A 2,296-nucleotide genomic window follows, 5' to 3' on the forward strand; every position below is an offset into this window, starting at 1 on the left:
GGCGGCGCGCTGCCGTGGGACCACCCCGGCTACCTCGGCGGTGTCGGCGCCACCGGCTCGACGGCCGCGAACCGGCTCGCCGCCGACGCCGACGTCGTCATCGGGATCGGCACCCGCTACAGCGACTTCACGACGGCGAGCCGCACGGCGTTCCAGCATCCCGACGTCACCTTCGTCAACCTCAACGTCGCGCCGTTCGACGCGTACAAGCACGGCACGCACCTGCCGCTCGTCGCCGACGCGCGCGCGGGCATCGAGGCGCTCGAACGGGAGCTCATCGGCCTGCGCGCCGACCCGGCACGCACCGAGCGCATCGCCCGCGAGAAGGCCGGGTGGGATGCCGTCGTCGACGCGGCCTTCGTGCCCTCCCGACGCGATCGTCCCGCCCAGGCCGAGATCATCGGCGCGGTGCAGTCCGCGAGCGACCCGACCGACGTGGTGGTGCAGGCGGCCGGGTCGCTCCCCGGCGACCTGCACCGGCTCTGGCGCGTGCGCGACCCGCTCGGGTACCACGTCGAGTACGCCTTCTCGTGCATGGGCTACGAGATCGCCGGCGGCCTCGGGGTGCGCCGCGCCGCGCCCGATCGCGACGTCATCGTGATGGTGGGCGACGGCTCCTACCTGATGCTGCACACCGAGCTGGTCACGGCCGTCGCCGAGGGCCAGAAGCTCATCGTCGTGCTCGTGCAGAACCACGGCTACGCCTCGATCGGCAACCTCTCCGAGTCGGTCGGCGGGCAGCGATTCGGCACGCGGTACCGCACCTACGACACCGACGCGCGCAACTTCCAGGGCGGCGCCCCGCTCCCAGTCGACCTCGCGGCGAATGCCCGCAGCTACGGCGTCGACGTCATCGAGATCGCGCCGGGTCCCGACGCGATCGACGACCTCCGTCGTGCGGTCGCGACCGCGAAGGCATCGGATGCCACCACGCTGATCCACGTCGAGAGCGACCCGCTGCTCGGCGGGCCCGACGGCGAGGGCTGGTGGGACGTGCCGGTCGCCGAGACGTCGCAGGTGCCGAGCGTGCAGCAGGCGCGGGCGGCGTACGAGTCCGCGCGAACGGCACAGCGCCCGCTGCTCGGCTGAGACGACGTCGCCGACTCAGCGGTCGACGAGGGTGACCTCGAACGAGTAGCGATCGGGCCGGTAGCAGTGCTGGCCGAACTCGACCGCGACCCCCGAGTTGTCGAACGCGGTCCGCGTCATGGTGAGCACCGGGGCGCCGCGCGACAGGTCGAGGAGCCCCGCCTCGTGCGCGGTCGCCGAGCGTGCGCCGATGCGCTGCTTGGCCACCCGCATGATCACGCCCCTGGCACGCAGCAGCTGGTAGAGGCCGTGGCGTTCGAGCGACTCCCGGTCGAGGTCCGCGAACGCGGCCGGCAGCACGTTGTCGAGGATGGCGAGCGGCACGCCATCGGCGCTGCGGAGTCGCGTGATGTGCAGCACGGGGCTGCCCACCTCGACGCCGAGCGCCTCGGCGAACCGCTCGTCGGCGGGCAGGGTCTCGACCGAGAGCACGCGCGTCTCGGGCTTCTGGCCCGACCGCTCGAGGTCCTCGTAGAGGCTGGTGAGCTCGACGTTGCGCGTGATCTTGCCGTGCACGACCTGGGTGCCGATGCCGCGTCGCCGCACCAGCAGTCCCTGGTCGACGAGGTCCTGGATGGCCCGGCGGATCGTGGGCCGGGACAGTCCGAGCCGGCTGGCGAGCGCGACCTCGTTCTCGAGGCGTGAGCCGGCGGGCAGCGTCTGGTCGCGGATCGCCTGCTCGAGGCGGCTCGAGATCTGGTAATACAGCGGCACGGGCCCCGACCGGTCGAGGTCGAGGAACAGCTCGACGGGGAGTCGCTGCTCCGGAAGCTGGGCCATGACTTCTCCAGTTGTTCGGATGTTCTGACGATAGGGCTTTGCAGGGAGGTGGCGCTCACCCGCGATCGTGGGTCGCGTCATCGACCGTCACGACCGTCGAGGCGCCACCGTGGCCGGGTCGGCGCCGGAACGTCTCGATGCGGGCGGCGCCGATCGTGAAGGCGGCGAGGTCGACGTCCGCCTCGAGCACCTTCCCGGTCAGATCGGTGCGATCCCAGGTTCCGGATGCCGCGGCGAGCAGTGGCTGGGCCGCACTCCGGTAGTTCACGAACCGGGCCTCGAGCACCGGCGCGCCCGCGGCATCCGTCACCGTGCGGAGCGACTCGAGCACCACGTCCCCGCCCACCTCGAGCGCCGGCACGGACGGGAGGTCGGCGGCCTCGGCGGCACCGCCCGCACCCGCGACCCCTCCGACCACCGCGGGACC

General features: G+C 72.5%; 3 protein-coding genes. 1 reads left to right on the plus strand and 2 read right to left on the minus strand.

What is annotated here, in order from left to right; all coding sequences use genetic code 11:
- Positions 1-1,089: thiamine pyrophosphate-dependent enzyme (locus GH736_RS21395; protein WP_235934600.1), on the plus strand; the 1,089-nt coding region annotated here is incomplete at its 5' end.
- Positions 1,090-1,104: 15 nt separating this feature from the next.
- Here GH736_RS21395 and GH736_RS21400 read toward each other — a convergent pair.
- Complete coding sequence (locus tag GH736_RS21400; protein ID WP_159606901.1) at positions 1,105-1,869, minus strand: GntR family transcriptional regulator; 765 nt, start codon at positions 1,867-1,869, stop codon at positions 1,105-1,107.
- A gap of 55 nt (positions 1,870-1,924) precedes the next feature.
- Positions 1,925-2,296: hypothetical protein (locus GH736_RS21405; RefSeq protein ID WP_159606903.1), on the minus strand; the 372-nt coding region annotated here is incomplete at its 5' end.

Source organism: Agromyces humi (genome assembly GCF_009720255.1).
In the GTDB taxonomy this organism is placed as follows: Bacteria; Actinomycetota; Actinomycetes; order Actinomycetales; family Microbacteriaceae; genus Agromyces; species Agromyces humi.

Excerpts from the sequence above, each read along its gene's own strand:
- GH736_RS21400 (WP_159606901.1), bottom strand. The coding sequence starts at position 1,869 with ATGGCCCAGCTTCCGGAGCAGCGACTCCCCGTCGAGCTGTTCCTCGAC.